Genomic DNA, 23,112 nt, shown 5'->3' with positions numbered 1-23,112 from the left:
TCCTCCCCAATCTGGCTAGCGCCAGGTTTCTCCACCAGGACTCAGCGCTCACCCCATGCAGGGTGACTATTTCGTGATGCTTCCTGTAGGAGGTCATCATGACAACAGTGTGTGGATTACCCGCGCTCGCCGTGAAAGAACAAATCAGCAGGGTCCTGGTTGACGGGGCGGATCTCGACGTCATGCGCGCCGCCTTCGCCCGGGCATCCTGGACAACTCTCGTGGAGCCAGGTGACCGCGTTGCCGGTAAATTGATTCAGATGTGTGGCGCTGAACGCGCCCTCCAATTCCTCATCGATCGTTTCACGGCAAAAGAAATCATGCAGGAGTGCGCTCTTCTCGACGAAAGCAAGGATGACAACCAGAGTTGTGAAGAAGATATCGCCGAAGGCCTCCAACGCTGGATACCTCGCTTGAACTCAGCCGATGCCCTCAACGCCGTCCACCATGCAGCGCAGCTGGGAGCTTTTCTCCTCACACCTGAACAGGAAGGCTGGCCTGGAGGTGTCAACGACCTCGGTCACCACATGCCTCTGGCATTGTGGGGGCGCGGCCAGAGATCTGCCCTGGCAGGTTTCGACAATTCCTTAGCAGTGGTGGGTGCACGAGCATCCACGGGCTATGGCGAACACGTCACCATGGAAGCAGTCTCAGCTATCGCCGAACGAGGTGTGGCTATTGTGTCGGGGGCGGCCTATGGCATTGATGGGATGGCGCATCGTTCGGCCTTGGCAGTGGGGGGCATCACCATGGCTTTTCTCGCCGGGGGAGTCGACCGTTTCTATCCCAGTGGACATGACGCATTGCTGGGTCGAATCATGGACTCCGGTGTGATCCTCGCTGAATTACCCTGCGGCTACGCCCCCACAAAATGGAGATTCCTGCTGCGCAATCGCCTCATTGCCGCCTCAACCCAGGCCACCATAGTGATGGAGGCAGGATGGCGGTCCGGCTCGTTGAATACTGCGAACCATGCTGCGAGTTTGAACCGGCCATTAGGTGTCGTCCCCGGGCCGGTGACCTCCGCTTCCTCGGCAGGGTGTCACCGTCTGCTGCGCGAATACGATGCCGTCTGTGTCACAACAGCATCTGAGATGCTGGAACTTCTGCCCGGCTTCAACCCGGAATCCCCTGAGTGAGGCATCCTTGAGTTATGGACTTCGACTCAGCTCGTGATGGCTTCATGGCCTATCTCAGTGCTGAGCGGGGATACTCCCAGCACACCGTCAAGGCCTACTCGTCTGATCTTTCCGCGGTGGCCGAGTACGCCGAGCGCCGAAATCTGAAAACGGTGCAGGAACTTAATCTCGATTTCTTGCGGGACTGGCTCTATGAATCAGCACAGCAAGGTCTCAGTAAGACCACTCTGGCGCGCAGATCAGCAAGTGTGCGCAGTTTCACGTCCTGGCTGCGCAGACAAGGGCAACTGGAGAGCGATCCCGGTGCTCGATTAAAGTCACCCAAGGCGGAACAATCCTTACCTCGGGTCATCACCGTGCCCCAGCTGGAAGGCATCTTTGCGGGCCTTTCTGAGCGCGCATCCGAAGGGGGCCCAGGTGCACTGCGTGATCAGGCAATTATTGAATTGCTCTATGCCTCCGGTTTACGCGTGTCTGAACTTGTTGGTTTGGCATTAGGAGATCTCGACCTCGATCGCCTCACGGTTCGGGTGATGGGTAAAGGGTCGAAAGAACGGATTGTTCCTTTTGGGGCTCCAGCCGCGTCCGCGTTGACGGACTATCTCACTCAGGCCCGACCTCTGTTGGTGGCGAAGAAAGTGCCGACACAGAATTTCTTTGTCGGTGCCAGGGGTGGAAAGCTCAGCACCCGTGCCGTCTATGGATTGGTGGCGTCCTTGTTGGAACCCTTAGGTGGTTCTGGACCAGCGGGTCCGCATGCGCTCCGTCATACTGCAGCTACACATTTGCTGGATGGTGGTGCTGACCTGCGGATTGTGCAGGAGATGCTGGGCCACGCCAGCATGGGGACGACGCAGATCTACACCCACGTCTCGATGGAGCGACTTACGTCGAGCTACCAGCAAGCGCACCCTCGCGCTTAGCAGCGGCCTTCATCTTGGCCTTGAACCACGTGGTATCTGTCACGCGGGCCAGAATGGGGCCAGAGATGACTGTAATGAGCATGTAGGTGGCCGCCAAGGGCGCAATAAGGGGCTGAACACCTGCGGTGACCGCAAGGCCAGCAATGATGACCGTGAACTCTCCACGGGGCATCAGGGCCAACCCCGTACGCCATCGACCTGGACGCCCAATGCCTGCCCGCTTGGCGGCCAAGTAGCCCGTGAGAACCTTGGTGGACATCGTGACGGCAGCCAACGCGAGTGCAGGCAACAACACTTCGGGGATATCGGCAGGGTTGGTGGTCAACCCGAAGAAGACAAAGAAGATGGCGGCAAAGAGGTCACGCAATGGAGCGAGAAGTTTCTCGGCATTGTGGGCGACCTGTCCCGAGAGCGCGATACCCACCAGGAATGCCCCCACAGCGGCGGACACTTGAACCTCTGAGGCCAGGCCGGCAATCAACATGGTGAGGCCTAGTACACCCATGAGCAGAGTCTCCGGCTGCTCTGAATGGAAGATGCGCGAGAGTTTCTTACCGTGACGGACGGCCAAGAACAACACGATGGAGACCGAGCCCACCGCGATTGCTACCGTGATGGCACCCTGCAACAGACTTGCACCCACAACCACCGCGGAGAGGATAGGAAGATAGAAGGCCATGGCGAGGTCCTCGAGAACCAGCACCGAGAGAACTATCGGAGTCTCGCGGTTACCGAGTCGGCCAAGGTCCCGCAGTACTTTGGCAATGACCCCCGAGGAAGACACCCAGGTTACGCCTGCCATTACGAGGGCTGCGATCGGGCCCCATCCCATCACGAGGGCAAACAATGCACCAGGAATGGCGTTGAGGAGGGCATCCCACACCCCGGCTCTGGCGGAAGATTTGAGGTTTCCCACGAGCTCGGAAGGAGAATATTCCAAACCGAGCATGACCAACAACAGCACTACGCCCAGTTCAGCACCTGAACTCAAGAAGTCTGTACTGGCCTGGAGAGGAAGAAGTCCCCCCGCACCAAAGACCAGACCTGCGGTCATATAGAGCGGAATAGGAGACTGGCCAAACTTGATGGCGAGGCGCCCGAGCAAACTGAGGCCCAGGAGCAAGGCTCCCACCTCAATCAGCATCCAGGTCTCGTCATGCATGGCTAGACCTGACTGTGTGCCAAGAGTTTGTCGAGCTTGTCCAGTCCTTCACGTGTTCCCACTGCAACGATGAGGTCGTCCATGCGGAGAATCTCGGAGGGAGTGGGGGAGGGAATCACTTCTTTGCCGCGCAGGATGGCGACGATAGACGTGCCCGTCTTCGTGCGTGCTTCCGTATCTCCGAGGGGACGGTCGAGATAGCGAGAGTCTGCCGGGAGAACGAGTTGTTCGGTAAAGAGGCCGATCGTGCCACCGCCCAGGCCAGAAAGCTGGCTGAGCAGTGCGGCGTGACCGAGCAGGTCTGAGAAGGCGGCGGCTTCGGCGGCGGTCAATGCCACAGATGCCAAGCTGGCATCGGGATCTTCCGGGTCGTAGAGAGCCACTTCACGGGTTCCATTGCGATAGCTCAGGACACCAATGTGCTGGCCGGCAGCAGTCACAACGTCGTGACGAACCCCCATGCCAGGTAGGTCAATTTTTTCGATGCGTACACCCATACCTCCAACCTAGCGCAGAGCGGAGTGCACTCCCTCCGTGACGTCCGCATCGAGGAAAGTGAAACCAGAAGTTAACAGAACGTCAGGTGAAATCTTTTGGCTGGAAAGCAGGAGTTCTTTTCCGGCCTGGCCCAGCAGGATCTTGATGGCGAAGCCGGGAGCTGGAAGCCAGAAGGGGCGCTTCATAGCCTTCGCCACAGCTTTCATCACCATGCCAGAGGTGGCAGGCTGTGGCCCGACCAGGTTCACGGGTCCCGAAATCTTGTTATCTAGTAAGAAGACAAGTGCACGAGCTTCATCCCGGAGGCTAATCCACGGCCACCAGTCTTTGCCGCCGGCAAGAGGTCCTGCGACGAAGAATCTGGTCAATAGGCGTAACGGACCGAGGGCTCCTTGGGAGCCCAGCACAAGCCCTGTGCGCGCGAAGACCAGGCGGACCTGTGGATCCAGGTGTTCGGTAGCATGCTCCCACGAGGCAACGACGTCGGCCAAGAAACCTGACCCACGGGGTGAAGACTCTGTCAGTACCTCGGAGCCACGATCGCCGTAGAACCCAACTGCAGAGCCGTTGAGAAGAACCTCGGGCTTATGGCAGGCCTGATTGATGGCGTCCACGAGAGTGGCCGTGGCGTTCAGGCGAGAACTGAGGATCACATGTTTGGTTTTCTTTGTCCACGGCATTTTGCTGATGGTTGAACCAGCCAGGTTAATTACTGCGTCAAAAGGTGCTCCCGTTGCCTCTTCGAGCTCATCAAGATTGACCTCGGTCACACCGGGTCGCCAAGCGAAACACCACGTGTTATCAATCAGAGGGCTCCCAGCTCGAGCGAGATAGCGAACAGTGTGGCCCTGGGCGCGCAATTCCGTGGTGAGAGCGGTGCCAATCATGCCGCTGCCGCCTGCAATGAGCACGTGTAACGAACGAGCCACGACTACCTCCTTAGACAGGAAGCGGCCGTGGCTCGAAAAAAGTGTCGAACTAGGCGGACGCGCCTCCACGTCCCACGATACCTGCGCGTACGAGCAGGACATAGATTTGGCAACCCAAGCAGTACCCAAATACCGAGTTCAAGAATGCTGCGACGAAGGCAAAGGCCACGGCAATGACAGCACCGGTGGTAACACCGAGGAGGGCAAGGACGAGGCCGACCAGTGTGATGATGAAACCAATCAACTGAGCGAAGGTAGGTGGCTTGGGGTCTTCGAGTTCTTCGGGTGCAGACAGGCGGGGGCGAATGAGCGCCTTGAAGATGGCGCCATAGGGGTGCTTCCCAATCCCCGCGAAGGCACCAATAGCGAAGACGATCACGATCAGGCTCAGCAAAATACCGGCAGGAGTTGCAAAGTTTTGCACAATCGAGTTGTTGGCGGAGAGTGCATCGGGGCTGGCGAGGAGGAAAATCAGTTCCACGGTGAGTGTGATGAGCGTAATAGTGGCGCCAAAGCGAGGACCGCGGGGGTCAATGCCCTGAGTGCCGGGCTGTGCTGCGAGGGGGTTGGGCTTCTTAGATGACATAGCTGTCGTGCTCTCTCTTAATTGCGATTTCCAAACCAGCGGAAACTGCTTCGGGACGAGGGGATCCTCCGATGCGGGCGGCGATGGCGCCGCTGTCATCGAGGATGAAAGTGGTGGGGGTTTGCAGAATGTTGAACTGTTGAGCCAAATCCTGGCGATGGGTCAGATCAACATCCACATGCGTGACTCCAGGATGGTGTTCTGCAACCTGAGCAAGAAACTTTCGGGTACCAGGACACTTGGTACAAAATTCTGAGCTGAACTGCAACAGGGTTCCAATGGAACCAAAGCTGATGTTCTCCCCAAGGGTCTGAGGGTCCACCCGGGTGAGTCCGTCTTCTTTCTTGACGCGACCTTCGAGTGCTTTCACGAGAAAGCCCACAGCGGTGGAAACGACGACGAGTCCACCGATGAGGAGAAGGATGAGAGAAAGGTCCATGGTTTTATAAGACTATTTCTGTTCAACCCCGTCGCGCCGAGTATGACGTATCGTGACGACGGGTAAGGTTTTACTTGTGGCTGAGATTCAATTTCGTTCAGATGTAACCGTCGAACTGGTGCGCTCGAGCGCCCACGACTCCGATGTGCTTTTTGCAGCGCGTGTGTCGACCCAGGGTGAGCAAACTCTAGAAGAGAGCATGCACACGCCTGAGTCCCGTGCAGAAGATGAGAAGCGCGACAAGGGCTTGATCAACTACCTCATGCGTGACCGCCATGGATCCCCCTTTGAGCACAACTCGATGACGTTTTATGTGCAGGCGCCTATCTTTGTCTTCCGTGAGTTCATGCGTCACCGCATTGCCTCCTACAACGAAGAGTCTGCTCGTTACCGTGAACTCAACCCCGTGTTCTACGTCCCCGGTGATGACCGTAACCTCATTCAGGTGGGTAAGCCCGGAGCTTACGATTTTGTCCCTGGAACTCCTGAGCAGACTGCGTTGACCCAGGAAGCTACCAAGCGTGCTGTCACCATCGCATATGAAGAATACGAACGCATGCTCGACGCGGGCATCGCTCGTGAGGTTGCTCGCGGTGTTCTTCCCGTTGCTACCTACTCCTCCATGTATGTCACCATGAACGCTCGCTCGCTGATGAACTTCCTGTCACTGCGCACCAAGCGTGAAGGCACACACTTCCCCTCCTTCCCTCAGCGTGAGATCGAAATGGTCGCCGAAAAGATGGAAGATTTCTGGGCTGCACTCATGCCGCTGACCTATTCAGCGTTCAATGAGCACGGCCGCGTTTCGCCGTAATCCTGCAGCGCGATACCCTTAAGTCGTGGCTCAACGCGAAAACCCCTTCGGACAAGTACTTGTCGCGCTCGTAACTCCGTTCACCGCCGATGGCGAAGTGAACTGGAACGATGTCGAGAAGCTCATTGACGACGTTGTATCCAACGGTGCTGATGGCATTGTTGTCACCGGAACCACGGGTGAAACTAGCACTTTGACCGACGATGAGAAGGTCAAGCTCGTCGAGGTGGGCAAGCAGGTTGCAGGCAATCGTGCTCGCATCATCATGGGCGGCCCTTCGAACGAAACCGCACACGCCATTGAATTAGCGAAGAAGTCTGCCAAGGCAGGCGCTGACGGCATCATGGCCGTTACCCCTTACTACAACAAGCCGACCCAAGCCGGCGTGTTGACGCACTTCCGCATGATCGCGGACGCCACGGACCTGCCTTTCATTGCCTATGACATTCCAGGCCGTGCAGGAATCCCTATTCAGTACGAAACTATTCTTCGTTTGGCCAAGCACCCCAACATTGTTGCTATCAAGGATGCCAAGGGTGACTTCAGCGAAGTCAGCCGTGTGCTCAACCAGACCGATTTGCTCTACTTCTCTGGTGATGATGCCAATGTCTTGCCCCACATGGCCATTGGTGCTTCGGGTCTCATCGGGGTGACCGCCAACATTGCTCCTGCCCCTTATCGCGCCATGGTCGATGCTGTTAACCGCGGAGACCTTCAGGCGGCAACAGCGGAGCACCAAGCGCTGGAGCCGCTGGTTCGCGCCATCATGACACACGTTCCTGGAACGGTTGCCACGAAGTATGTACTGCACGGACTGGGCCGCATTAGCAGCCCCCGGGTTCGTTTGCCCCTCGTCGGACCTGAAGAGTGGGAAGCAGCCAAGATCGAGGACGAGATCTCTCTCGTGGGCGCCATTACAGGTCTGGACTTCTCAAACTTCCGTCCCGACCGCAATGCCGCCGCTGGCGGAGCATTGCCCAAAATCGCCGGCACTACCAGGTAGCGCCACACTCGCCAGTGCATTTGCTCGGGCGTGAATAGGGTTCTTGTGAACCCCTGCTCGTAAGAGGAATATGCCTAACGAACTGTTTGACCCACCCGCACTCGAACACGGAACGCTGCGTGTTGTCCCCCTCGGAGGGGTGGGCGAAATCGGTCGCAACATGACCGTCTACGAGCTCAACGGCAAGTTGCTCATCGTGGACTGTGGTGTGCTTTTCCCTGAAGAGACCCAGCCTGGTGTGGACCTGATTCTGCCCGACTTCAGTTACATTCGCGATCGGATGGATGACGTTCTCGCGATCGTGCTCACCCACGGCCACGAGGACCACATCGGTGCCGTTCCGTATCTACTTCGTCTCAAGCAAGACATTCCTCTTGTGGGGTCTGGACTGACGCTTGCTCTCATTGAAGCAAAACTCAAAGAACACCGCATGCAGCCCTACACACTGCAGGTGAAAGAGGGCGATAAGGAACAGTTCGGCCCTTACGAGCTCGAGTTCGTCGCGGTCAATCACTCCATCCCGGATGCTTTGGCTGTCGCTATCCGTTCAGAAGCTGGCGTGGTACTGCACACCGGTGACTTCAAAATGGATCAGCTCCCACTGGACGGCCGTCTCACCGATCTGCGCGCATTCGCGCGCCTCGGTGAAGAAGGAGTTGACCTTTTCCTGCCTGACTCTACGAATGCGGACGTTCCTGGATTCACTCCGCTCGAGCGTGAAATTGGCCCTGTTCTCGAAAGTGTCATTCACCGCTCCAAGCGTCGCGTAATTGTGGCAAGCTTTTCCTCTCACGTGCACCGTGTACAGCAGGTGATTGACGCCGCAGTAGCAAACAACCGTCACGTTGTATTGATGGGGCGATCGATGGTGCGCAACATGGGTATCGCCTCAGAGTTGGGCTATCTAGATGTTCCTGAAGGTGTCATTATTGACGCCAAGAAGGCGGCGGATCTTCCCGATGACCGTCTGGTCTACATGTCCACAGGATCACAGGGTGAACCCATGGCCGTGTTAGCTCGCATGGCGAATCTAGAGCACCAGATCGAAGTGGGACCCGGCGATACGGTCATTCTGGCCTCTAGCTTGATTCCCGGTAACGAGAACGCTGTGTATCGCGTGATTGATGGCCTGACCAAACTGGGTGCCAAGGTGGTTCACAAGGGCAATGCCAAGGTGCACGTCTCTGGTCACGCTGCGGCAGGGGAGTTGCTGTATTGCTACAACATCTTGCAGCCTAAGAACGTCTTCCCGGTGCACGGGGAATACCGTCACCTGGTAGCAAACGCGAACCTTGCTATTGACTCAGGTGTCGATGCACATCGCACCATTTTGGGTGAAGACGGCACCGTGATTGACCTCAAGGACGGCATTGCACGCGTTGTGGGTCAACTCGACATTGGCTATGTGTATGTCGATGGATCGAGTGTCGGTGAAATCACGGACAACGACCTCAAAGACCGCCGCATCCTCGCGGAAGAGGGCTTCATCTCAATCATCGTCGTGGTTGATCCTGCGACCGGCAAGATTATTGTCGGCCCCGAGATTCACGCCAAGGGTTTCGCGGAAGATGATGCCGTGTTTGATGAGATCAAACCCGCCATTGCGAAGGGCCTGCAAGAGGCTGCTCACAATGGCGTTCGGGATACGCACTCCTTGCAGCAGGTCATTCGTCGTACGGTGGGACAGTGGGTCTCGAAGAGCTACCGCCGCCGCCCGATGATTATCCCTCTCGTGATTGAAGCGTAAATTCATCGAATAAGTAGTCGACGCGTGTCGACATTGTCCTTTACTCTTAGGGAGTGAGTTCGACAAAGAAGCCCAAGCAGGCAACCCGTGCGGACGTGGCCAAGATGGCCGGCGTCTCCGAAAGTACGGTGAGCTACGCCCTCACCGGCGTGCGCCCCATCAGCGATGAAACGCGTGAGCGTATTGAAGAAGCCATGAAGACCTTGGGCTATGTGCCCAATGCGATGGCCCAGGCATTGGCGAGTAAGAAGTCTGGTTTGCTGGCGTTGCTGTTCCCGGTTGGGGAGCGCGGCTTCGATGAAACAGACTTTGAATACGTTGAAGCAGCTACCGCCGCAGCAGCTGAAGACGGCTATCAACTTCTGCTCTGGCCAAACGCCGTGGAGGACGTTGCCTCCTTGCGCAAGATTGTGGCCCAGGGACTCGTTGAGGGAGTACTTCTCATGGAGGTCCGAGCTCAGGATCCCCGAGTGGAGGTTCTCCGAGACAGTGGCACCCCGTTCTGCTTGATTGGCCGAACAGATGATTCTCAGGACCTCACTTTTGTGGATGCGGACTTCTCTCAATGGGGTCCCATGGCCTTGCACCATTTGCTCGATCTTGGTCACACCAACATCGGTGTGATATCCATGAGCAGCGATCTCTTGGAAGCTGGCTATGGTCCAGGTGTGCGAACCGAGAAGCCATTGCTGGATCTCGCGAAGCGCTTGGGGATCACCATCACTATCAAGCACGCGAAAGCAACTATTCGTGCTGGCCGCGAAGCTTTTGAAGAGCTCACTGCAGAACAGCCTGACATCACTGCACTCATTGGGTTCAATGAACCAGCACTCATCGGGGCCCTTGAAGTGGCCGGTGCCCGGGGTATCAACATCCCTGAGGATCTGTCGATGCTGAGTTTCGGTATCTCCGATGAGGCTGAAAATATGACGGTGCCTGCACAGACAACTATCGGAGTAGACGGACGTGAGCTCGGTCGTATGGCAGCTCAGTATTTGGTTGCCCGACTCAATGGGGATAAAAAGTCTGTTCTGCAATATCTCACCCAGCCACAATTCGTGGATCGGGGAAGCACCGGACTTGCCCCTCTGGGGCAGAAGTAAGGACTTCGCGGCCTGCCTAGAATCACGATTAGGTTACGAAAACTAAAAACACGGTTTTTGGGGTAGACAATCTTTCTGAACTTTAGATAGATTTCTCTGTATCGACGCGCGTCGACGACGCGCGTTGAAAACCCTAAGCATCACAGAAGTTGCGTGGCCACCATGGCCGCCAATCACATCAAGGAAGAAAAGCACGTATCGAAGCGGATACCTCGCTGAAAATACAAGCTCTTCCACAATTGAAAGGAAATGACTATGGCAGTTATTCGCCGTAAGAAAGCAGTCGTTGCTGGCGTGGCCCTCACCGCCCTTGCAGCTTCGGTGCTGTTCACCGGTTGTGCATCTGGTTCATCCCAGGCCAACCTTGCTGACTGTAAGGAAGTTACGGAGATCAGCTGGCTCGGAACCATCAAGGTTGAGATTCAGGACCAGTTCACCGCAGCAATCGAGGACTACAACGCAACCAACACCGATTGCACCAGCGTTACTCTGATTGAGGCTCCTCAGGACCAGCCTTTCCTCCAGACCGTTACCCCTATGTACGAAGCTGGTGACGCTCCCACCATCATGACTGCGCTGCAGGAACTTCCTGACATGGCAGACAAGGTGATGGACTGGTCCGGCCAGCCACTTGCTGAGCTTGCAGCCGAGGGTACCCTTGACGTTGCAAACATCGACGGCAAGCAGGTCGGTATTCCTGTTACTGCTGAAGCTTTCGGTCTGCTCTACAACAAGGCAGTACTCGACAAGGCTGGTGTAGACCCTGCAAACATCAAGACCCGCAGCGATCTCCAGAAGGCATTTGACGCAGTTGCAGCAACGGGCGTTTCCCCCATGCACTTCTCTGGTCTCTGGTGGTCACTCGGTGCACACTTCACCAACATCTACCACACCAACGCAGCCGAGAACGCAGATGGCCGCATGGCTATCCTCGACCAGCTCAAGGCAGGCACCTACGGTCTGGCTTCTGACCCAGTATTCAACAACTGGCTCGACACCTTTGACCTGATGAAGGCAAACACCATCGATACCGCGACTATCGCAGACACCGACTATGACCTCGGCGTTGAGAACCTCGCAACCGGTGAATCTGCATTCTGGTTCATGGGTAACTGGGCAGAGCCCAACCTCCTCACCACCACTCCTGATGGTGAATTCGGAATCATGCCCGTCCCCACCAGCGACACTGCTGGCGCATACGGCAACGACTCCATCTCGGTTGGTGTTCCTTTCTACGTCATGATCGACACCGAGCAGTCCACCCCTGCACAGCAGGAAGCTGCAGTCAAGCTCCTGACCTGGTTCCTCACCACTCCTGAGGGTCAGGGCTACTGGGCTGGTCCCGTTGAAGATGGCGGCATGAACTTCATCCCTGTGTACAGCGGATTCTCGGTTCAGCCCACCACCTACATGGCTCAGGAAATTGCGAAGTACATCGCTGACGGCAAGACCCTCCAGTGGGTCAACAGTGCATACCCCTCGGGTCTGCAGGAAGCATACGGTGCTGCCGCACAGAAGTACTACGACGGCGTGATCGACCGTGCTCAGTTTGCTGCTGAGCTCGAGGCCGCCTGGAAGCAGTAATCTGCTTCTTGAGTTCAGGTAACTCCTGAAATTACAGTGGTAATCCGAGTTGCCCGGGGCGAAAGCCCCGGGCAACTCGACACAACAGTTAAGGTCAATGACGATGAGACTCCGTAATCAAGAGATCAAGCGCTTCTTGGTGTTCGCACTGATTCCGCTGTCAATCTTTGTTCTGGTTCTGGTAGTTCCCTTCTCCAGAGGAGTGTTCTTCAGTTTTACCGACTGGAACGGATTCGATGTCACCAAATTCGTCGGCCTCGATAACTACATATCTTCCATGCAAGACCAGGCATTCTGGTCCTCTCTCCTGCTGACCCTCGCCTATGTTGCAGCCTCGTTGATTCTGGTCAACATCGTCGCCTTTGGTCTTGCTCTTCTCGTCACTATTCCTCTTCGTGGCGTCAATTTTCTTCGAACCACTTTCTTTGTTCCGAACCTCATCGGTGGTGTGATCCTTGGTTTGATCTGGCAGTTCTTGTTCGGTCAAGCACTCCCGGTCATTGCTGAAACCACGGGTATTCCGATCTTCCAAGAGAACTGGCTACTCGATACATCGACCGCGTTCTGGGCGATGGTGATCGTGACCGTGTGGCAGATGTCCGGTTACATGATGATTATTTACGTCACCGCTTTGATGGGTATTGAGCGTGACGTTCTAGAAGCTGCCTTTATTGATGGCGCAAACAACTCACAGACGTTGTTCTATATCAAGCTGCCCTTGATGGCACAGGCCTTCACCATCTCGCTCTTCCTCACCATGCGTAACGCATTTATGGCTTATGACCTCAACCTGGCGTTGACCGGTGGTAATCCCTATCGAACGACAGAACTCATTTCCTTGCATGTGTTTAGGGAAGCCTTTGGCTATGGCAACTTCGCGGCTGGACAATCCCAAGCTGTGCTCATGTTTATCGTGATTGCTATCGCCGCCCTTACACAAGTCATCATTTCGAAGCGAATGGAGGTCCAGCGATGAAGCGTGCAAAGCGGATAAATCTCTTCTTTTTCCTGGTCGCCTGCGTCCTCGCAGTCTTTTATGCTTTCCCCTTCCTTCTCGTTCTGATCAACTCGGTCAAGGACAAGCGGTCGGTCAGAAATGAACCGCTTGCTCTCCCGCAAGAGTTCATGTGGGAAAACTTCACCAATGCCATCAAGAAGATGGACTACTGGCAGGCTCTCGGTAACTCGCTCATCATCACCGTGATTAGTGTGGTGGCAATCATCATTACCTCGTCGATGCTGGCGTATTACCTGGCCCGGTCGAAATCAAAGTTCTCCACCGTGACCTTCCTTGTCCTGGTTGCCTCCATGATTGTGCCCTTCCAGGCACTCATGATTCCTTTTGTGGGACTCTTCGGTGAACGCGGCTTGAACATGCCCGGTAACCAATTCACCATTGCTTTCTTCTATGTCGGCTTTGGCGTGGCATTATCGACATTCCTGTATCACGGCTTTATCTCCAATATCCCCTACGAGTTGGATGAAGCAGCTGCAATTGATGGGGCATCACCTTTCAAGACCTTCCGCAAGATCATTTTCCCCATGCTGGGTCCAGTCACCGCAACGGTGGCCATCATCAACGCACTGTGGATTTGGAACGACTTCCTGTTGCCCTCCGTCGTACTCATCGAAACTGATCAGAAAACCCTGCCTTTGAAAACGTTCGTTTTCTACGGCAAGTACACCTCTGACTACGGCCTAGCGATGGCTGGCCTGTTGCTGTCCATCATTCCGATTCTGATCTTTTACTTCATCATGCAGCGCAAGATCATCTCCGGTATCTCTGCGGGAGCAGTCAAGTAAATCCCCTACGTCAATGGCCACCAGCACTCTGGTGGCCATTGACGTTAAGCCGAAGTCCTCGGTGTAATACCTAGATCAGTTCGAGAGTTCCACCGGACGTGAGTCGAAGCTCACGCGGGTCTCCAATCACGCCTTGGAAGCCACCAGGCTCACCGCTGTCAAGGAACCCAAACAAGAGCCACTTTCCCTGGAATTCGACAGCACGTGCGGCATAGATGCCGGGGGCAAAGAATTCAATCTTGTCGAGATCGAACGGACCCGCCGGACCGACAGCGGGCGCGCAATACGTGCCGAAGCCACTGTGGATTCCCTCTCGCTGAATATCGGGTCCACTCGCACAAAACAGAAGCATCCACTTTCCGTCAATGAAGATGGTTTCTGTCACTTCAATTTGACGCAGTCTGCTGTCCTGGACGAGAGGGGCATGGAGAGTCCATTCCGAGAGGTCGCCAGAGGTGGCATGAGCCACCGTTCCCCAGTCGGATCCTTCATTCGCGGTAACCAGCATGTGCCAACGATCCTCAAAGTTGAAAACCCACGGGTCGCGGAAGTGTTCGACGCCATCGATGGTCAGCGTGCCATACGGAGGCTCGGCACGCACGATGGGGGAGGAGGACACTCTCGTCCACGTCATCAAATCTTGAGAGGTGGCATGACCGACAGCTTGGACGCGTTCTTTGGTTTCGCGGGTGATGCCGGTATAGAACAAGTGCCACACGCCACCATCGCGGATGATGCTTCCGGTCCAGATGGCTTGGTTGTCGAATGCGTCCCCTTCGGAAGGTCCGAAGGCTTCAGGAAGGTGTGTCCAGTCTGTTCCATTGCGGGTCATGGAATGACCGATGCGCGCATTGATGTGACGCAAATCTGGATCACCCAATGACTTCGGAGCCATCAGATAGAACGCATGGAGGTCGTCACCGTTGACGACGTACCAAGAATCCCAGATCCACTCATTTTCGCGAGAGAGCACAGTATTTTCCTTGTCTCGAGGTTGTTCACTGCTTTGGAGCTTTCACGGCCTCGTGCGTTGCAAAAGTGGCCATACTGCCATATTATCGACGCGCGTCGATAATTCTGAAACACAATGGAAAAATTGCCCCAATAGCCTTACGAACAACCTAGGAAAGTAGTCAAGATGACAGAGTCTGTGTTCCTCGCCGGTGATGAAAACTGGTGGCGCCAAGCTGTCGTGTATCAGGTTTATCCCCGGTCATTCAAAGACTCCAATGGGGATGGCCTCGGTGATGTCAAGGGCATCACCTCGAAGGTTGATTACATCGCTGAACTCGGTGTGGACGCGATTTGGCTGAGCCCCTTCTATCCTTCTGCGTTAGCTGACGGTGGCTATGACGTGGCTGACTACCGTGATGTTGATCCCAAACTGGGCACTCTGGCCGACTTCGACGACATGATTCAGGCTTATCACGCCAAGGGAATCCGTGTCTTCGCTGACGTCGTGCCCAACCACTCGTCAGACTTGCACGTGTGGTTCCAAGAAGCTCTCGCTGCAGAGCCCGGGTCGGCTGCGCGCGACCGTTACATTTTCCGAGACGGTAAGGGCGCTCACGGCGAGCTTCCACCCAATGACTGGCCTTCCCACTTTGGCCCCACCAGCTGGACACGCACCACCACTGCTGACGGTACTCCAGGCCAGTGGTACCTCCACCTCTTCGCTCCTGAACAGCCCGACTTCAACTGGGATAACCCAGAGGTCATCGAGGACTTCAAGAAGACTCTTCGTTTCTGGTCCGACCGTGGCGTGGACGGCTTCCGTATTGACGTCGCTCACGCCTTGAAGAAGGACATGTCTGAGCCATACCCCACCATTGTCGACTACGACCCGAAGCACATCCCACTCGATGGCTCCCACCATCTTTTTGACCGCGAAGAATTGGTCGAGGTATACCGGGGCTGGCGAGAGATCTTCAACTCTTATAACCCGCCTCGTGTGGCCGTGGCGGAGGCCTGGGTTCCCGCTGAGCGTCGTTACCGTTATGCCAGTCCAGAAACCCTCGGACAATCCTTCAACTTTGACCTCCTTGCAGCACCGTGGTCGGCCAAGAAGTTCAAGAAAACCATTGAATTCAATCTCAAGCTCTCGGAGAAGTCGGGCTCGTCCTCAACCTGGGTTCTCTCCAACCACGATGTTGTCCGTCATGCAAGCCGATACGGTCTGCCAAAGAAGACAAACTACGATAAGTGGCTGGTCACCGATGGCACCAGCCCCGAGCTCGATCGTGAATTAGGTCTCTCCCGCGCCCGTGCAGCAACGATGTTGCTGCTGGCGTTGCCGGGAAGTACCTACATGTATCAGGGTGAAGAATTAGGTTTGTTCGAAGTGGCAGACCTGCCGGGTGAGGTTCTCCAAGACCCCATTTGGCTGCGTGATGGCAAGACTCGTAAGGGCCGGGACGGGTGCCGAGTTCCGCTGCCGTGGGAGAAGACTGGAAGCTCCTTTGGGTTTGGTTCCGCGTCCGCACACTTACCACAGCCCTCATGGTTTGCTGGATTCTCGGTGGAGTTCGAAGAAGTCCAGGAAGATTCCACCCTCAAGCTGTATCGGGCCGCCCTGGCATTGCGCAAGCAATTGTTGAGCACTGAAACCCTGGAATGGGTGACGAGTCCTCGCAAGGTCGTTCACTTCAAGCGTGCCAATGGATGGCACAACATTACAAACTTCGGGAAGAAGCCAGTTGCGCTTCCCGAGGGCACGGTTCAACTCACAAGTGCCCCACTCGTCGATGGCAAGCTTCCGGGCAATGCCACCGCGTGGATCACTGTCTAGGAGATCCCTCCCTCCATTCGAAAACCCCGCAGCCATTCGCTGGTTGCGGGGTTTCGTATATCTGAACACTCGCCCGGAATACCGGGGATAAGTGGCCTGCTCGCGTAACTTTGAGGCATGGCTACTGGCTCCAATTCGCGTTCCCGCTCGAGCAGTGGTTCGCGTGCGCGCGCCCAGAAGCCCAAGACCTCCACGCGTACGACACGCTCCTCACGTTCCACGAGCAACGGTGGACAGACCTACACAGGTATTGCCTGGCTCTGGATGTCTCTTGCGCATCTGACCGGTGGAGCTGCCCGGATGCTCGGTCCGGAAAAATTCAGTAAAGATGAACGCCGTGATGGCGTTCCCTTCACGCTGGTTGTTTTCGCCATTGTGGGAGCGATCACCCAGTGGTTCCTGCCCAACAATGAGATTGCTCAAACGATCAACGACTGGACCTTCGGAGGTCTGTTTGGTCGTATCGCATATGGCCTGCCCGTGGTCATGATTTTGATGGCCATTTGGCTCTTCCGTCACCCTAGCTCGGTCAATGACAACAACCGCATCGGGGTTGGGCTCACGTTGTTACTCATGGCTTCTGCCGGCTTGGCGCAAATATTCGGCGGCCAACCAGATCCTTCTATGGGTGTAGCGGCTCTTGCTGATGCAGGCGGATTGCTCGGGTGGGTCATGGCCGCACCGTTGGCCATGGTTATTACTCCAGTGGGCGCGGTCATTGTGATGATTGCGATCATTGCACTGTCCCTGCTCATCATCACGAAGACGCCGCCTAACCGCATTGGCGCCCGGTTCCGTGAGCTCTATGCCTATCTCTTTGGTGCCAGCGTTGAGAAGGATTCAGCAGAGACAGGAAAGATCGAAATCCTTGACCTGGATCCTGTCGAAGCTTCAGCCTTGCCGTGGTGGCGCCGCAACAGTAGTCGCCGGGAGACTGAAGCCGCCTTTGATTCACCCGTGATTACAGATCCTGCTGCTCACGCTGTTGACCTTGCTGCAACACGCGAGATGACGGACCTGGACATCGTCGAAGAACTCACCTCAGCTGAGGAAGCCGTGCGTGCCTTCCACACGGGTGAGGTTCTTGCAGGCGAAACATCCCTGCAAGACAACGTGGAAACCGCTCCCGTTGTTCTCCCCGTGACGGCTGAAGCTGCCGGGGTCGAAGAGTCTGTCGTTGCCGCTGCGCCCACACCTCGGGCTGCCCCTGCGGTCTATCGTTTGCCTGCTGCAAATGCTTTGGTAGCTGGTGCACCTGCGAAGACGCGCTCTGCCGCAAATGATGAGGCTGTACGCGCTATCACGGAGGTACTCAAGCAGTTCTCGGTTGATGCCGCAGTGACCGGCTTTAGCCGTGGCCCCACCGTAACCCGTTACGAAATTGAATTGGGTCCCGGCGTCAAAGTTGAGCGCGTCACTGCGCTTTCCAAGAACCTGTCCTATGCCGTTGCATCGAACGAGGTGCGGATCCTCTCACCAATTCCCGGGAAGAGCGCCATCGGTATTGAAATTCCGAATACCGACCGCGAGATCGTGACCCTCGGTGACGTGCTTCGATCCAATGCCTCGACCTCGAGTGAACACCCCATGACTATTGGCGTGGGCAAGGACGTCGAAGGTGGCTTCGTGGTGGCCAACCTGGCCAAGATGCCACACTTGCTCGTCGCGGGTTCCACCGGTTCTGGTAAATCGAGTTTTGTAAACTCCATGATCACAAGCATTCTGATGCGTTCCACTCCTGCAGAAGTTCGCATGGTGTTGGTTGACCCCAAGCGTGTGGAGCTTGCTCCCTATGCTGGTGTTCCTCACCTCATCACGCCCATCATCACGAACCCCAAGAAGGCTGCTGAAGCTCTCCAATGGGTCGTGAAAGAGATGGACATGCGGTATGACGACCTCGCCAGTTTCGGCTTCCGTCACATTGACGACTTCAACCGTGCCGTCGTGAACAATGACATCGTGTTACCTGCTGGGAGCGAACGGGAGTTGCGTCCCTATCCTTACCTCCTCGTCGTGGTGGATGAGCTCGCAGACCTCATGATGGTTGCACCGCGTGACGTCGAAGATTCGGTCGTTCGCATCACCCAGCTTGCACGAGCCTCGGGTATCCACCTCGTATTAGCCACCCAGCGTCCCTCGGTAGATGTTGTCACCGGTTTGATTAAAGCTAACGTTCCCTCACGTCTTGCTTTTGCGGTGACGAGTGTGACGGACTCCCGTGTGATCTTGGACCAGCCCGGCGCTGACAAGCTCATCGGTCAAGGTGATGCACTGTTCTTGCCCATGGGGGCTAACAAGCCCATCCGTGTGCAGGGCGCCTGGGTGAGTGAAGAAGAAATTCACAAGGTTGTCACCCACGTCACGAGGCAAGCACACCCTGAATACCGCACCGATGTTGCTGCTGCCGCAGAACGCAAGGAAATCGACGCAGACATCGGAGATGACCTGGACGTTCTTCTCCAAGCTGTCGAGCTGGTCGTGTCGACCCAGTTCGGTTCCACCTCGATGTTGCAACGTAAACTCCGGGTGGGCTTTGCCAAGGCGGGTCGCTTGATGGACTTGATGGAAAGCCGCAATATTGTGGGCCCGTCAGAAGGTTCCAAGGCTCGCGATGTGCTCGTGTCCCAAGAGCAACTTCCCAACGTCCTTGCGCAACTCCGTGGCGATGCTGCAGTCCCTGCGCCCGCTGTGAAGCCGCCTGCTGCTGACCCCTATGGCCAGGACCCCGTTCAAGCCATGACGGAAGGCTATGAAGAAGTTGACGGCGACGAAGGCAGCGAAGATGCCTGGGGTTTGACCGGGCGCGACTAACCTGAGAGTTATGAAGCACGTACCCAACACCATCACGATTGTGCGCATCTTCTTTGCGCCAGTATTCATCTGGATGCTGCTGACCGCAGGAAGCGACCTCAACTCACCCCTGCGCTGGTGGGGTGCTGCGCTGTTCATCATCGGAATGGCCACCGACGGTATTGATGGCTATCTCGCCCGTAAATACAACGTGGTCTCAGACTTTGGCAAACTGCTCGACCCGATTGCGGACAAAGTCCTCACTGGTGGAGCGCTCATCACGCTCTCGATTCTGAGTGAATTGCCCTGGTGGGTGACGATTGTGATTCTTGTACGTGAGGTCGGAATCACGATCTTCCGACTGGCAGTGCTCAGCGATCATGTGATTCCTGCCTCGCGTGGAGGCAAGCTCAAGACCATCATGCAGTTCGTGGCTATTTCGTTCGCGTTGCTTCCGATGCAACTGTTCTGGGGTGATGCAGCGAACATCATCAACATCGTCTTGATGTCCGCTGCGACCGTACTCACTGTGTGGACTGGCGTGGACTACCTCGTCGATGCCTGGAAGCAGAGCAAGAAACTACGTTCCGCTTCTGCAGAATAACTTCTATGCACAGCGAACTCATTGAACGTTTAGCGGCCAGAGGGCTGACGCTGGCCGTTGCAGAGTCCCTGACGGGGGGATTGCTCTGTGCGGCGCTTACAGAGGTCCCCGGGGCTTCGGCAGTTGTGCGCGGGGGAGTCGTGGCATATGCCACCGACTTGAAGTCACGCCTGTTGGGTGTCGATGAGAATTTGCTAGCAACTGCGGGGCCTGTAGACGCGGATACGGCACTTGCGATGGCAGAAGGGGTGGCGCAGCGTCTGGGTGCAGATATTGGCTTGTCTACCACCGGAGTTGCCGGTCCAGACCCACAGGGTGGAAAGTCTGTGGGAACGGTATTTATTGCCTGCAGCTGGGGGAATACCCGCAAAGTCGAGGAATTATCCCTTGCGGGAACTCGAAATGAGATCCGGTCCCTCACTGTGCACAAGGCTTTAGGCCTGTTGGCCAGCATTGTTTCCTAGCTACCTGAAACATGCTGGGAATAAATCTGTCGTAACCTAAGTTGATACAAGCAGACTCACATCTGGTTTTCAGGTTTCTGGAGCTAACATGAGAGTGTGAAGTAGAGGAACCTGAAGGTTCACAAGCGTAGGGAGGCACCATGATTCTTGTACGACAGGAAATCGGCGATGTTCTGCGCGACTACCGTTTGCAGAAAGGTCGCACACTGCGACAGGTTGCAAGCAAGGCCAGCGTCGCACTCGGTTACTTGAGTGAAGTAGAACGTGGCCAAAAGGAAGCAAGCTCAGAAATTCTCGCTGCTGTAGCAGATGCTCTGGATACTCCGATCTCGCAGATTATGCGTGAAGTAGGAGATCGTCTTGCTGTGATTGAGGGACTTGAGCCAATGCGCGCATTCCCCGACACCGTTCCAGACGAGTTCGTCAACGACTTCGTCGCAACCCGCTAGGCCTCGTGCGCCTCAGCGAATTTTGGCGCGCCGTCTCAGATGAGTTCGGCGAGGGGTATGGCCGCGTTCTTGTCAATGATCTTGTCCTCTCCGATCTTGGTTCCGTGACCTCAGCAGAAGCGTTGCGTCAGGGAATTCCTGCCCGTGACGTCTGGCTTGCCCTGTGTAAGTCAGCAGATGTTCCGCGAACCCGCTGGTATGGCGTGGGCCTCCCCGAGCCCAAAAAATAGTCTCCTTTTCGTGGCGTGTGAATTTACAACACGCCGATGCGTGTTCGAATATGTATTCGAAAAGAGCTAGTCTCCTACACATGCACTCGTTTGCACGTGTTATCCACACAGAAGCGGTACCGACAGTCAATGTCCGTGGTCACTTCTATGGTGAAACACGTCCAGATAGGAGCATGCGCCTTGTCGTAAGCGCCCCGCAGCGCCCGTCCCGCCTTCACCGGCCGGCCGGTAGCGGAGGAGTAGCACGGCAGTCGATAGGCGAATCACCCTCGATAAGTAAAGGAGACGGCCATGGCATCTGCCGCTGACCGCGAAAAAGCACTAGAAACAGCACTAGCCCAGATCGACCGCCAGTTCGGTAAAGGGTCCGTCATGCGCCTGGGAAGCGAAGACCGCGCTCCCGTCGAGGTGATTCCGACAGGATCTATCGCATTGGACGTTGCCCTCGGTATTGGCGGACTACCTCGTGGCCGTATCGTCGAAATCTACGGTCCAGAATCTTCCGGTAAGACCACCCTGACCCTGCACGCGATTGCGAATGTGCAGAAGCAGGGGGGTATCGCCGCATTCATCGATGCGGAACACGCACTCGACCCCGAGTACGCCAAGAAGCTGGGTGTCGACATCGACGCGCTGCTCGTGTCCCAGCCAGACACCGGTGAGCAAGCCTTGGAAATCGCAGACATGCTCGTGCGTTCTGGCTCCATTGACCTCGTCGTCATTGACTCGGTCGCAGCCCTGGTTCCCCGTGCTGAAATCGAAGGCGAAATGGGTGACACTCACGTGGGTCTCCAGGCTCGTCTGATGTCTCAGGCACTGCGCAAGCTCACCGGTGGATTGAACTCCACCAACACCACCATGATTTTTATCAACCAGCTGCGTGAAAAGATCGGTGTCTTCTTCGGAAGCCCCGAAACTACCGCCGGTGGTAAGGCGCTCAAGTTCTATGCTTCGGTCCGTCTCGACATTCGTCGGATTGAGACTCTCAAGGACGGTACCGATGCAGTGGGTAACCGCACCCGCGTCAAGGTCGTCAAGAACAAGATGGCGCCACCCTTCAAGCAGGCAGAATTCGACATTCTGTATGGAACCGGTATTTCACGTGAGGGTAGCCTCATCGACTTTGGTGTCGATCACGGCATCGTTAAGAAGTCCGGTGCCTGGTACACCTACGAAGCAGATCAGCTCGGTCAGGGCAAGGAAAACTCTCGTAACTTCCTTCTCGAAAACCCCGCCATCGCACTTGAGATTGAGCAGAAGATTCTGGCCAAACTTGGAGTCGGTGCTGCTGCCGCAGAAGCGGCAGCGCTCGAGGCCGCTGCGACAGCCGTTGAGGTTGAACCAGACTTTGCAGAACTCGATGAGGTTCGTAAGGGAGCCTGATCCTCGTGACCAATGTCACTTTTCTGCCGTGGGTTGATCCCGAACAGAATGCTCCTGTTGCCTCGCCTGGGTTTCCAGGCGAGGCAACTCAGGAGAAAACAATTCCTGCCGGTGTGCAGCGATTGAGCTCAGTCATGTTCACCGATGTTGACGAACCCGAAGAACCCGCAGAAGAGACAGAATCTGTTGCAGCTCTGGATCTTGACGCACTCGAACAAACCCTGTTACGCAAGCTCAACACGAGCGATATGACGGTGCACGAAGTCATGATGTGGCTTCGTTCGCGCGATGCGGCTGAAGGAGACGCGGCAAACCTGGTCGATAAGTTCGAACGACTCAACTATCTCAATGATGAACGACTGGCGCACGAACTTGTGATCCGTCTCAGTGAGCGCCGCGGAAAGAGCAAGAGCGTCATTGGACGCGAATTGCGTCAACGGGGGATCTCGTCTTCCCTCATTGACGCTGCCCTCGACACATTGGATGAAGGGGATGAACTCAGCAAAGCTACTGAACTTGCCCTGAACAGAGTGAGACAGTTCAGCAAGCTCGACGATGCAACGGCAGAACGCAGGCTGGTGGGCTTTCTCTCTCGACGAGGCTATTCCGGCCAGACCGTGCGTGAAGCGAGCAAGCTCGCTCTTGCCACACGGCACTAGCCGTGCGCTATCGGT

Annotated in this window: 23 protein-coding genes; 17 read left to right on the top strand and 6 right to left on the bottom strand. The window is 56.0% G+C overall.

Annotation, left to right across the window (positions count from 1 at the left end):
- The first annotated feature begins 98 nt into the window (after window positions 1–98).
- The gene (dprA, locus tag M2119_RS07200; protein WP_280804256.1) at window positions 99–1,139 is read left to right on the top strand and encodes a DNA-processing protein DprA; all 1,041 of its coding nucleotides are present in this window, start codon (window positions 99–101) and stop codon (window positions 1,137–1,139) included.
- A gap of 14 nt (window positions 1,140–1,153) precedes the next feature.
- The gene (locus M2119_RS07195) at window positions 1,154–2,062 is read left to right on the top strand and encodes a tyrosine recombinase XerC (protein WP_280804255.1); all 909 of its coding nucleotides are present in this window, start codon (window positions 1,154–1,156) and stop codon (window positions 2,060–2,062) included.
- On the opposite strand, the gene M2119_RS07190 is transcribed toward M2119_RS07195, so the two are convergent.
- The 5 genes from M2119_RS07190 to M2119_RS07170 are packed head-to-tail and all read right to left on the bottom strand — an operon-like array spanning window position 2,025 to window position 5,676.
- On the bottom strand, window positions 2,025–3,224 hold the full coding sequence (locus tag M2119_RS07190; protein WP_280804254.1) for a cation:proton antiporter: 1,200 nt from the start codon (window positions 3,222–3,224) through the stop codon (window positions 2,025–2,027). The two genes, M2119_RS07195 and M2119_RS07190, sit on opposite strands and share 38 nt — an antisense overlap.
- A gap of 2 nt (window positions 3,225–3,226) precedes the next feature.
- Window positions 3,227–3,721, bottom strand: a complete 495-nt coding sequence (locus M2119_RS07185) for a cation:proton antiporter regulatory subunit (protein WP_280804253.1) — start codon at window positions 3,719–3,721, stop codon at window positions 3,227–3,229.
- A 9-nt stretch (window positions 3,722–3,730) separates the two neighbouring features.
- Window positions 3,731–4,651 (bottom strand): TIGR01777 family oxidoreductase, encoded by a 921-nt coding sequence (locus M2119_RS07180; RefSeq protein ID WP_280804252.1) that lies wholly within the window; start codon window positions 4,649–4,651, stop codon window positions 3,731–3,733.
- A gap of 49 nt (window positions 4,652–4,700) precedes the next feature.
- Complete coding sequence (locus M2119_RS07175) at window positions 4,701–5,237, bottom strand: DUF4395 domain-containing protein (RefSeq protein ID WP_280804251.1); 537 nt, start codon at window positions 5,235–5,237, stop codon at window positions 4,701–4,703.
- Entirely contained in the window at window positions 5,227–5,676 is a 450-nt protein-coding gene (locus tag M2119_RS07170) for a TlpA family protein disulfide reductase (protein WP_280804250.1), read from the bottom strand. Before M2119_RS07170 ends, M2119_RS07175 begins: the two co-directional genes overlap by 11 nt.
- 76 nt (window positions 5,677–5,752) lie before the next feature.
- Here M2119_RS07170 and thyX point away from each other — a divergent pair, with 76 nt between their 5' ends.
- From thyX to M2119_RS07135, 7 genes are all read left to right on the top strand, one after another.
- Window positions 5,753–6,490: an FAD-dependent thymidylate synthase gene (gene thyX / locus M2119_RS07165; protein WP_280804249.1), complete on the top strand. Its 738-nt coding sequence runs from the start codon at window positions 5,753–5,755 to the stop codon at window positions 6,488–6,490.
- 25 nt (window positions 6,491–6,515) lie between these two features.
- Complete coding sequence (dapA, locus tag M2119_RS07160) at window positions 6,516–7,493, top strand: 4-hydroxy-tetrahydrodipicolinate synthase (protein ID WP_280804248.1); 978 nt, start codon at window positions 6,516–6,518, stop codon at window positions 7,491–7,493.
- A gap of 70 nt (window positions 7,494–7,563) precedes the next feature.
- A complete protein-coding gene (locus tag M2119_RS07155) occupies window positions 7,564–9,240 on the top strand; it encodes a ribonuclease J (protein ID WP_280804247.1) in 1,677 nt (558 codons plus the stop codon).
- Between the two features lie 53 nt (window positions 9,241–9,293).
- Window positions 9,294–10,343, top strand: a complete 1,050-nt coding sequence (locus M2119_RS07150) for a LacI family DNA-binding transcriptional regulator (RefSeq protein WP_280804246.1) — start codon at window positions 9,294–9,296, stop codon at window positions 10,341–10,343.
- A 255-nt stretch (window positions 10,344–10,598) separates the two neighbouring features.
- Window positions 10,599–11,927 (top strand): ABC transporter substrate-binding protein, encoded by a 1,329-nt coding sequence (locus tag M2119_RS07145; protein ID WP_280804245.1) that lies wholly within the window; start codon window positions 10,599–10,601, stop codon window positions 11,925–11,927.
- 97 nt (window positions 11,928–12,024) lie between these two features.
- A complete protein-coding gene (locus M2119_RS07140; RefSeq protein ID WP_280804244.1) occupies window positions 12,025–12,903 on the top strand; it encodes a carbohydrate ABC transporter permease in 879 nt (292 codons plus the stop codon).
- Window positions 12,900–13,730: a carbohydrate ABC transporter permease gene (locus tag M2119_RS07135; RefSeq protein ID WP_280804243.1), complete on the top strand. Its 831-nt coding sequence runs from the start codon at window positions 12,900–12,902 to the stop codon at window positions 13,728–13,730. The genes M2119_RS07140 and M2119_RS07135 overlap by 4 nt, the downstream gene beginning before the upstream one ends.
- Window positions 13,731–13,800: 70 nt before the next feature.
- On the opposite strand, the gene M2119_RS07130 is transcribed toward M2119_RS07135, so the two are convergent.
- Window positions 13,801–14,703, bottom strand: coding sequence for a hypothetical protein (locus M2119_RS07130; protein WP_280804242.1), 903 nt, complete (start codon window positions 14,701–14,703; stop codon window positions 13,801–13,803).
- A gap of 165 nt (window positions 14,704–14,868) precedes the next feature.
- Here M2119_RS07130 and M2119_RS07125 point away from each other — a divergent pair, with 165 nt between their 5' ends.
- The 8 genes from M2119_RS07125 to M2119_RS07090 all read left to right on the top strand — a co-directional run bounded on the left by M2119_RS07125 (window position 14,869) and on the right by M2119_RS07090 (window position 23,097).
- On the top strand, window positions 14,869–16,518 hold the full coding sequence (locus M2119_RS07125) for a glycoside hydrolase family 13 protein (protein ID WP_280804241.1): 1,650 nt from the start codon (window positions 14,869–14,871) through the stop codon (window positions 16,516–16,518).
- 117 nt (window positions 16,519–16,635) lie between these two features.
- Window positions 16,636–19,329, top strand: coding sequence for an FtsK/SpoIIIE family DNA translocase (locus M2119_RS07120; protein ID WP_280804240.1), 2,694 nt, complete (start codon window positions 16,636–16,638; stop codon window positions 19,327–19,329).
- A gap of 10 nt (window positions 19,330–19,339) precedes the next feature.
- Entirely contained in the window at window positions 19,340–19,912 is a 573-nt protein-coding gene (gene pgsA / locus M2119_RS07115) for a CDP-diacylglycerol--glycerol-3-phosphate 3-phosphatidyltransferase (protein WP_280804238.1), read from the top strand.
- 5 nt (window positions 19,913–19,917) lie between these two features.
- Window positions 19,918–20,376 (top strand): CinA family protein, encoded by a 459-nt coding sequence (locus M2119_RS07110; RefSeq protein ID WP_280804237.1) that lies wholly within the window; start codon window positions 19,918–19,920, stop codon window positions 20,374–20,376.
- Between the two features lie 140 nt (window positions 20,377–20,516).
- Entirely contained in the window at window positions 20,517–20,825 is a 309-nt protein-coding gene (locus tag M2119_RS07105; RefSeq protein WP_280804236.1) for a helix-turn-helix domain-containing protein, read from the top strand.
- A 5-nt stretch (window positions 20,826–20,830) separates the two neighbouring features.
- Window positions 20,831–21,055 (top strand): DUF3046 domain-containing protein, encoded by a 225-nt coding sequence (locus M2119_RS07100; RefSeq protein WP_280804235.1) that lies wholly within the window; start codon window positions 20,831–20,833, stop codon window positions 21,053–21,055.
- Between the two features lie 291 nt (window positions 21,056–21,346).
- Window positions 21,347–22,438 carry a recombinase RecA gene (gene recA, locus M2119_RS07095; RefSeq protein WP_280804234.1) on the top strand — a complete coding sequence of 364 codons (1,092 nt, stop codon included), beginning with the start codon at window positions 21,347–21,349 and terminating at the stop codon, window positions 22,436–22,438.
- A 5-nt stretch (window positions 22,439–22,443) separates the two neighbouring features.
- Window positions 22,444–23,097, top strand: coding sequence for a regulatory protein RecX (locus tag M2119_RS07090; RefSeq protein WP_280804233.1), 654 nt, complete (start codon window positions 22,444–22,446; stop codon window positions 23,095–23,097).
- Window positions 23,098–23,112: the final 15 nt, after the last annotated feature.

This window comes from Aurantimicrobium minutum, assembly GCF_029894165.1.
Taxonomy (GTDB): Bacteria; Actinomycetota; Actinomycetes; order Actinomycetales; family Microbacteriaceae; genus Aurantimicrobium; species Aurantimicrobium minutum_A.
Note: the sequence above shows the minus strand (reverse complement) of the source record. Positions and strands in the feature narration are given on the sequence as shown.

Excerpts from the sequence above, each read along its gene's own strand:
- pgsA (WP_280804238.1), top strand. The coding sequence starts at position 19,340 with ATGAAGCACGTACCCAACACCATCACGATTGTGCGCATCTTCTTTGCG.
- M2119_RS07135 (WP_280804243.1), top strand. The coding sequence starts at position 12,900 with ATGAAGCGTGCAAAGCGGATAAATCTCTTCTTTTTCCTGGTCGCCTGC.
- recA (WP_280804234.1), top strand. The coding sequence starts at position 21,347 with ATGGCATCTGCCGCTGACCGCGAAAAAGCACTAGAAACAGCACTAGCC.
- M2119_RS07145 (WP_280804245.1), top strand. The coding sequence starts at position 10,599 with ATGGCAGTTATTCGCCGTAAGAAAGCAGTCGTTGCTGGCGTGGCCCTC.
- M2119_RS07190 (WP_280804254.1), bottom strand. The coding sequence starts at position 3,224 with ATGCATGACGAGACCTGGATGCTGATTGAGGTGGGAGCCTTGCTCCTG.
- M2119_RS07195 (WP_280804255.1), top strand. The coding sequence starts at position 1,154 with ATGGACTTCGACTCAGCTCGTGATGGCTTCATGGCCTATCTCAGTGCT.
- M2119_RS07140 (WP_280804244.1), top strand. The coding sequence starts at position 12,025 with ATGACGATGAGACTCCGTAATCAAGAGATCAAGCGCTTCTTGGTGTTC.
- M2119_RS07120 (WP_280804240.1), top strand. The coding sequence starts at position 16,636 with ATGGCTACTGGCTCCAATTCGCGTTCCCGCTCGAGCAGTGGTTCGCGT.
- M2119_RS07185 (WP_280804253.1), bottom strand. The coding sequence starts at position 3,721 with ATGGGTGTACGCATCGAAAAAATTGACCTACCTGGCATGGGGGTTCGT.
- M2119_RS07175 (WP_280804251.1), bottom strand. The coding sequence starts at position 5,237 with ATGTCATCTAAGAAGCCCAACCCCCTCGCAGCACAGCCCGGCACTCAG.
- M2119_RS07155 (WP_280804247.1), top strand. The coding sequence starts at position 7,564 with ATGCCTAACGAACTGTTTGACCCACCCGCACTCGAACACGGAACGCTG.
- dprA (WP_280804256.1), top strand. The coding sequence starts at position 99 with ATGACAACAGTGTGTGGATTACCCGCGCTCGCCGTGAAAGAACAAATC.
- M2119_RS07110 (WP_280804237.1), top strand. The coding sequence starts at position 19,918 with ATGCACAGCGAACTCATTGAACGTTTAGCGGCCAGAGGGCTGACGCTG.
- M2119_RS07105 (WP_280804236.1), top strand. The coding sequence starts at position 20,517 with ATGATTCTTGTACGACAGGAAATCGGCGATGTTCTGCGCGACTACCGT.
- M2119_RS07125 (WP_280804241.1), top strand. The coding sequence starts at position 14,869 with ATGACAGAGTCTGTGTTCCTCGCCGGTGATGAAAACTGGTGGCGCCAA.
- M2119_RS07170 (WP_280804250.1), bottom strand. The coding sequence starts at position 5,676 with ATGGACCTTTCTCTCATCCTTCTCCTCATCGGTGGACTCGTCGTCGTT.